The organism is Sphingomonas sp., assembly GCF_036387535.1.
GTDB lineage: Bacteria > Pseudomonadota > Alphaproteobacteria > Sphingomonadales > Sphingomonadaceae > Sphingomonas_R.
On sequence record NZ_DASVTO010000149.1, the window covers coordinates 1 to 6,795 of the forward strand.

General features: G+C 70.0%; 7 protein-coding genes. All 7 read left to right on the plus strand.

Features of this window, described 5'->3' with window-relative positions:
• Positions 1–364, plus strand: a 364-nt coding sequence (locus VF649_RS13520) for a 4Fe-4S dicluster domain-containing protein (RefSeq protein WP_331012480.1), incomplete at its 5' end; no start/stop codon positions are given.
• 37 nt (positions 365–401) lie between these two features.
• A complete protein-coding gene (locus tag VF649_RS13525; protein WP_331012481.1) occupies positions 402–2,021 on the plus strand; it encodes a tetratricopeptide repeat protein in 1,620 nt (539 codons plus the stop codon).
• Between the two features lie 155 nt (positions 2,022–2,176).
• Positions 2,177–3,046: a 4-(cytidine 5'-diphospho)-2-C-methyl-D-erythritol kinase gene (locus tag VF649_RS13530; RefSeq protein WP_331012482.1), complete on the plus strand. Its 870-nt coding sequence runs from the start codon at positions 2,177–2,179 to the stop codon at positions 3,044–3,046.
• Positions 3,043–3,747 (plus strand): enoyl-CoA hydratase/isomerase family protein, encoded by a 705-nt coding sequence (locus VF649_RS13535; protein ID WP_331012483.1) that lies wholly within the window; start codon positions 3,043–3,045, stop codon positions 3,745–3,747. The genes VF649_RS13530 and VF649_RS13535 overlap by 4 nt, the downstream gene beginning before the upstream one ends.
• Before the next feature lie 79 nt (positions 3,748–3,826).
• On the plus strand, positions 3,827–5,548 hold the full coding sequence (gene ilvD, locus VF649_RS13540; RefSeq protein WP_331012484.1) for a dihydroxy-acid dehydratase: 1,722 nt from the start codon (positions 3,827–3,829) through the stop codon (positions 5,546–5,548).
• Positions 5,535–5,924 carry a hypothetical protein gene (locus VF649_RS13545; protein WP_331012485.1) on the plus strand — a complete coding sequence of 130 codons (390 nt, stop codon included), beginning with the start codon at positions 5,535–5,537 and terminating at the stop codon, positions 5,922–5,924. Before ilvD ends, VF649_RS13545 begins: the two co-directional genes overlap by 14 nt.
• A gap of 7 nt (positions 5,925–5,931) precedes the next feature.
• The coding region (locus VF649_RS13550) for an NAD(P)H-hydrate epimerase (protein WP_331012486.1) at positions 5,932–6,795 on the plus strand (864 nt) is incomplete at its 3' end.

Sequence of the window (6,795 nt, forward strand, 5' to 3'; positions counted from 1 at the left end):
GTGGCGGGCGGACATCGCGCCGAAGATCAGCTATCCCAAGCCCGACAATGTGCTGAGCTTCGACCGGCTGTCGTCGGTGTTCCTGTCCAACGTCAATCATGAGGAGGATCAGCCGGTCCACCTGACGTTGAAGGACACGGAGGTGCCGATCGCCGTCAACTACCACCTGTATGACAGCCCGGAGCAGCGTTATTGCCCGGCCGGCGTTTACGAAATAGTGGGTGCGGAACACGGCGATCCAAGGTTGCAGATCAACGCGCAGAACTGCGTCCATTGCAAGACGTGCGACATCAAGGATCCCACCCAGAACATCAAATGGGTGGTGCCGGAGGGCGGAGGGGGACCGAACTATCCCAATATGTGATCCCCGGGCCAAAAGCGTGCGGTGCGCGGTCATCCTGATGGCGATAGCGGGCTGTGCGTCGCCGACGCTCGCGAGCCGTTCGGAACCGCGATCCGCGATCAGGGACTATGTACAGGCGCGCGCAGCGGATGCCGATGGCCGGACCGCCATCGCCGCGCGCGGTTATGCCACGGCGATGGCGCGCAATCCCGGTGATCCCATGCTGGCCACGCGCGCCTATCGACAGGCGATCGGCGCAGGGGATCGGGAACTGGCGCTGGCCGCCGCCCGGCAGTTGGGGGCACAGTCGGCACTGCCGCCCGACGGACGCCTGCTGATCCTGACGCAAGCGGTGATCGATCGCGACTGGACCGCCGCCGCCGCCGCGACCGACGCGGTCGAACGGGAAAAAGCGTTTGCGTTTCTGGTCCCGGCGCTGCGCGCGTGGCGTGCGATCGGCGTGCGGCAGGGCGATCCGGTCGCGATCCTGGAGGCCGGAGGACGCGTCGGCCTGACCGGTGTTTATGCGGACGAACAGCGTGCACTGCTGCTGCTCGCCATGGGGCGGACCGTGGAGGGTGTCGCCGCGATCCAGGCGCAGGCGACACGCGCGGCCGGCCGGCAGACGCGGTTGCGGCTGGCCGCCGCAGCCCTGTTGCAGCGGCGCGGCAAGCGCAGCGACGCGCTGGCGCTGCTGGAGGGGGATGGCCCCGAATTGCGCGCGGGTCGCGCCCGGATCATGGCGCGCAGGACGCTGCCGGGCGCCATCGACGGTCCGGCGGCGGGCATCGCCGAACTGCTGGTTCGGGTGGCGATCGACATGAACCGCGAACGCACCACGCCGATCGCCTTGTCATTGGCGCGGATGGCGTCGTTCCTGGCACCGGACAACGCCGAAAGCTGGCTGGTGACGGCCGAACTGTTGCAGGCCGGCGGGCGCTATCCGGCGGCGGGGCAGGCGTTGGATCATATTTCCGGCGATGATCCGTTTGCCGTCGCCGCGCGCGACGTGCGCCTGTCGCTGCTGGTGCGACAGGGTGAGAATGAGGCGGCGTTGCAGGCCGCCGAGGCCGCCGCGAAGCAGACTGGCGCGACATCGGCGGACTGGATCCGGGTGGGCGATGTCCGTGCGGCGCTCGGCCGGTCGCGCGATGCCGCCGCGGCCTATGCCCGTGCCGCCGCACTGGCGCCGCCCGCCACGATCTGGACCGCGTGGCTGCTGCAGGGCAGCGCGCTGGAGGAGGCCGGTGACTGGACGGAGGCGAAGGCCGTGCTGGAACGGGCGCGGGCGGTGGCGCCGGACCAGGCGGTGGTCCTCAACCTGCTGGGCTATGCGCAGTTGGAACGCCGCGAAAATCTGGTTGAGGCGCAACGGCTGATCGAACAGGCGAGCCGGTTGCGTCCGGACGATCCGTCGATCACCGACTCGCTCGGCTGGGCCTATTATCTGCGTGGGGATGCCCCGAAAGCGATTGCGACCCTCGAACGCGCCGTGGCCGGCGATCCGGCGCAAAGCGCGATCAACGAGCATCTGGGCGACGCCTACTGGTCGGTCGGCCGGCGATACGAGGCGCGCTATGCCTGGGCCGCGGCGCTGGTGGCCGCGGAACCGGCGGACCTGGCCCGCATCCAGGCGAAGATCGACGGCGGATGGACGCAGGCGGTGGCCGCCCCTTGAACTTGCCGCCCCGCCGGCGGACGCCGGAGTCCAGCCAGGATCACGGGCGCTGCGTCTCTGTTACGGTCGCACCCCCGGCGTCCGCCTACAGACGACGGCGGGGGCGATATGATGCCGTTCGGCGACGCCGGTGAACACGCAAGAAGGGGCAATGGATGCGACCGGTTGATCGCGTCGCGCGTGGCGGGCATGGCAGCGCGATGATCGAGACCGCCTTTGCCAAGATCAACCTGGCGCTGCATGTCCGCCGACGCCGGGCCGATGGCTATCATGAAATCGAAACGCTGTTCGCCTTTGCCGAGGATGGCGACATCCTGACGCTGGACCACGACGACGTGCCGGACACGGAGCCGTTGCGGATCGTGGGGCCGTTTGCTGCGGCGATCGCGGGCGGCGACAATCTGGTGACGCGCGCCGCCGAACTCTACCGTGCGCGCCATGGCGGGCCGGCGGCGCGATTCATCCTGGACAAGCGGTTGCCGGTAGCGGCGGGGATCGGCGGCGGATCGGCAGATGCGGCGGCGGCGCTGCGCGTGCTGGCGCGTCGTGACGGGATGGCGGAGGATGATCCCGCCCTGCTGGAAATCGCCGGAAGACTGGGTGCGGATGTGCCGGCCTGCCTGCTGTCGCGGACGGTGCGCGGCGACGGGCGCGGCGATGCGTTGCGATGCGTCGCGAGCGGTACCCTGGCGGGCATGCCGCTGCTGCTGGTCAATCCGAACGTGCCGCTGGCGACCGGTCCGGTCTTCGCCGGCTGGGATGGCGAAGATCGCGGCCCGTTGGCGGACGGCGATCCGCTGATGGTCGCGGCCGACGCGCGCAACGACCTGGAACCGCCAGCCTGCGCGCTGCGGCCGGAGATCCCGGTCGTGCTTGCATGGTTGGCGACGCAGCCGGGCGTGGTGCTGGCCCGGATGTCGGGGTCCGGCGCAACCTGTTTCGCGCTGTTCCAGGATGCCGCGTCGCGTGACCGGGTGACGGTGCCGGACATCTGGTGGCGCCTGGCGAGTCGGGTGCGGGCATGATCGGCTATGATGTCCAGGAGGGCGTGGCGACGGTGTCGCTGGACCGCGCCACTGCGCGTAACGCGGTGCCGATCGCGGATTGGGACACCCTGGCGCGGACGATCGGAGCGGCGGCGGGACAGGCGCGGGTGATCCTGCTGCGGTCGGCCGTGCCCGGCACATTCTGCGCGGGCGCCGACCTGGGCGAGTTTGCGGCGATGATGGCCGATCCCGCCCTGGTCGCACGCTTTCGGCGGGCGATGGCCGGCGCGATGACCGCGGTGGCGGATGCGGCGGTGCCGGTGATCGCGGCGATCGACGGCGGGTGCTTCGGGGCGGGGGTCGCGCTCGCCATGGCGTGCGATCTACGGATCGCGGGGGCGGAGGCGGCGTTTGCGATCCCGCCGGCGCGGCTGGGAATCAGCTATCCGGCCGGTGACATCCAGCGGCTGCGCACGCTGGTCGGGCCGGGGCAGGCGGCACGACTTTTGCTGACCGGCGACCGGATCGATGCGGCGGAGGCGGCGCGGATCGGGCTGGTCGAACTGTCGGTGCCGAATGCCAAGCCGGTCGGGCGGGAGATGGCGGCGCGGATCGCCGCCAATTCGGGCGCCAGCGTCGCCGCGTTGCGGGCGGTGTTGCGCGGGCAGGAGGACGGCGATGCAAGGTTCGACGCCCTGTTCGCCGGGCCGGACCTGCGGACGCGGTTTACGCGCCGCTGAGTGCGTCGGGCGCGGTTGCGTCCTGCCGCCGATCGCGCCAAGACGCTGCGCACACGCCGACAGCCTGAAAGAGTGCGCCATGTCCGACCGGTTCGACAAATCCCGCCTGCCCAGTCGTCATGTTTCAGTCGGGCCCGAGCGGGCGCCGCATCGCAGCTATTATTACGCGATGGGCATGACGGAGGAGGAGATTGCGCGCCCCTTCGTCGCGGTGGCGAGCGCCGGTAACGACAGCGCGCCGTGCAACACCACGCTGGATGCGCAGGCGGATATCTGCCGCGAAGGCGTGATCGCTAATGGCGGGCTGCCGCGGCGGTTCAACACCATCACCGTCACCGACGGCATTGCGATGGGACATCAGGGGATGAAATCCTCGCTCGTCAGCCGGGAGGTGATCGCGGATTCGGTCGAACTGTCGGTGCGCGGCCATTGTTATGATGCGCTGGTGACCTTTGCCGGGTGCGACAAGTCGTTGCCGGGCATGATGATGGCGATGCTGCGGCTGAACGTGCCGTCGATCTTCGTCTATGGCGGGTCGATCCTGCCGGGGCGCTATGACGATCGCGACGTGACCGTGGTCGATGTGTTCGAAGCGGTGGGGCAGCATGCCGCCGGCAATTGCCCGCTGAAGGACCTGGCCGCGCTGGAAAAAGTGGCCTGTCCAGGCCACGGGGCGTGCGGGGGGCAGTTTACCGCCAACACCATGGCCTGCGTCGGGGAGGCGATCGGCCTGTCATTGCCGAACAGCAACATGATGCCGGCACCCTATCGCGGTCGGGACGAGATCGCGCGCGCGGCGGGATATCAGGTGATGAACCTGCTGGAGATGAACCTGAGGCCGCGTGATATCTGCACACGCGAAGCCTTTGAGAATGCAGCGCGGATCGTGGCGGCCACCGGTGGATCGACCAATGCCGGGCTGCACCTGCCGGCGATGGCGAACGAAGCCGGCATCAATTTCGACCTGTTCGACGTGGCCGAGATCTTCAAGACCACACCCTATATCGCCGACCTGAAACCCGGCGGGCGCTATGTCGCCAAGGACATGCATGAGGCAGGCGGCGTCTACATGCTGATGAAGACGCTGTTGGCGGAAGGGCTGTTGCACGGCGGGTGCCGGACGGTGACCGGCAAGACGCTGGCCGAGAATATCGACGAGGTGACGTGGAACCCCGACCAGAAGGTGATCTACGACGCGAAGACCCCGCTCAGCCCGACCGGCGGCGTGGTCGGCCTGCGCGGAACGCTGGCGCCCGATGGCGCGATCGTGAAGGTGGCGGGGATGAAGCGACTGGTCTTCGAAGGCCCGGCGCGCGTGTTCGATTGCGAGGAAGACTGCTTTGCTGCGGTGGAGGCACGCGAGATTGCGGACGGCGCGGTCATCGTGATCCGGTATGAAGGGCCGAAGGGCGGTCCCGGCATGCGCGAAATGCTGTCGACCACCGCCGCGCTCTATGGGCAGGGGCTGGGCGAGCGGGTTGCGCTGATCACCGATGGGCGGTTTTCCGGGGGAACGCGCGGCTTCTGCATCGGCCATGTCGGGCCAGAGGCGGCCGATGGCGGGCCGATCGCGCTGGTGCAGGATGGCGACATCATCCGGATCGATGCCGAACAGGGGACGATCGACCTGCTGGTCGACGAGGCCGAACTGGCGGAGCGGCACCGCGCATGGCGGCCGCGCGTCAATGATTATGGCGCCGGGGCGTTGTGGCGCTATGCCCGGAATGTCGGTCCCGCCTGGGCCGGGGCGGTGACGCATCCCGGCGCGCGGGAGGAACGGCACATCTATGCGGACATCTGACGCCGCGCTGCTGATCGGCGGGCTGCTGACGGCCGGGCTGATGACGGGGTGCGACCGCGCACCGGTCGACCCGCGGGTGGCGGCCGGAGCGGTCGCGGGCAAGGATGCCGGCGCTGGCCGGATCGCGTGCCGGCTCGGCACCAGCGCGACCTATGCGATCGTCTGCACGGCGGAGCGGACGGAGACGGCGGATGGGCAGCTGCTGACGTTGCGGGGGCCCGATGGCGGGTTTCGCCGCATCCTGGTCGATGCCGATGGGCGCAGCGCACGGACGGCCGACGGAGCCGAACCCGCCATGGTGAAGACCAGTGCGGACGGCACCGAGATCATCGTCGCGGGCGATCATTACCGCCTGCCGGCCCCCACGCCGCGGTGACGGTGCGGTGATCGCGCGCCCGATCCTGACCACCACGGCGATGCGCGCGGCGGAGCAGGCGTGCGGTGCGTCGACAGCGACATTGATGACCCGCGCGGGCGCCGCGATCGCCGAAGCGGCGTGGCGTCATGCCGGCGGCGCGCCGACACTGATCCTGTGCGGCCCGGGCAATAATGGCGGTGACGGCTATGTCGCCGCGCGCCTGTTGCGGGATCGCGGCGCGGCGGTAACGGTAGCGGCGATCGGCATGCCGCGATCGGACGCCGCATCCGCCGCCCGCGCGGCGTGGGACGGTCCGGTGGCGACGCTGGCCGATGCGCTGTCCGCACCGGTCATGATCGACGCGCTGTTCGGCACAGGTCTGACGCGCGGGCTGGATCCCGCCGTGCTGGCGGACCTCCACCGGCTGTCCGCGGCGGCGCGGTGGCGGATTGCGGTCGATGTGCCGAGCGGGGTCGATAGCGACCATGGCGCGACGTTCGACCGGGTAGTGCCGGCCCACGACCTGACGATCGCGCTGGGTGCGTTGAAACCGGCGCACCGGCTGCAGCCGGCGGCGGCGTTGTGCGGGCGGGTGGTAATCGCGGATCTCGGGCTGCACGTCGTCCCCTCCGATCTGGTCGAGATCGCGCGGCCGCATCTGCCCGCGCCGGGGCCGGCGGATCATAAATATACGCGCGGCATGGTAGCGATGGTCGCGGGGGCGATGGCGGGCGCGGGGATGCTGGCCGCAACCGCGGCGCAGCGCGCCGGCGCCGGCTATGTCGTGCTGGCGGGGGCCGCGGGCGGCGAAGGGCTGCACGCGCTGGTCCACCGCGACGGCACCGACATGCTGTCGGACCGGCGCATCGGAGCGGTGCTGTGCGGGCCT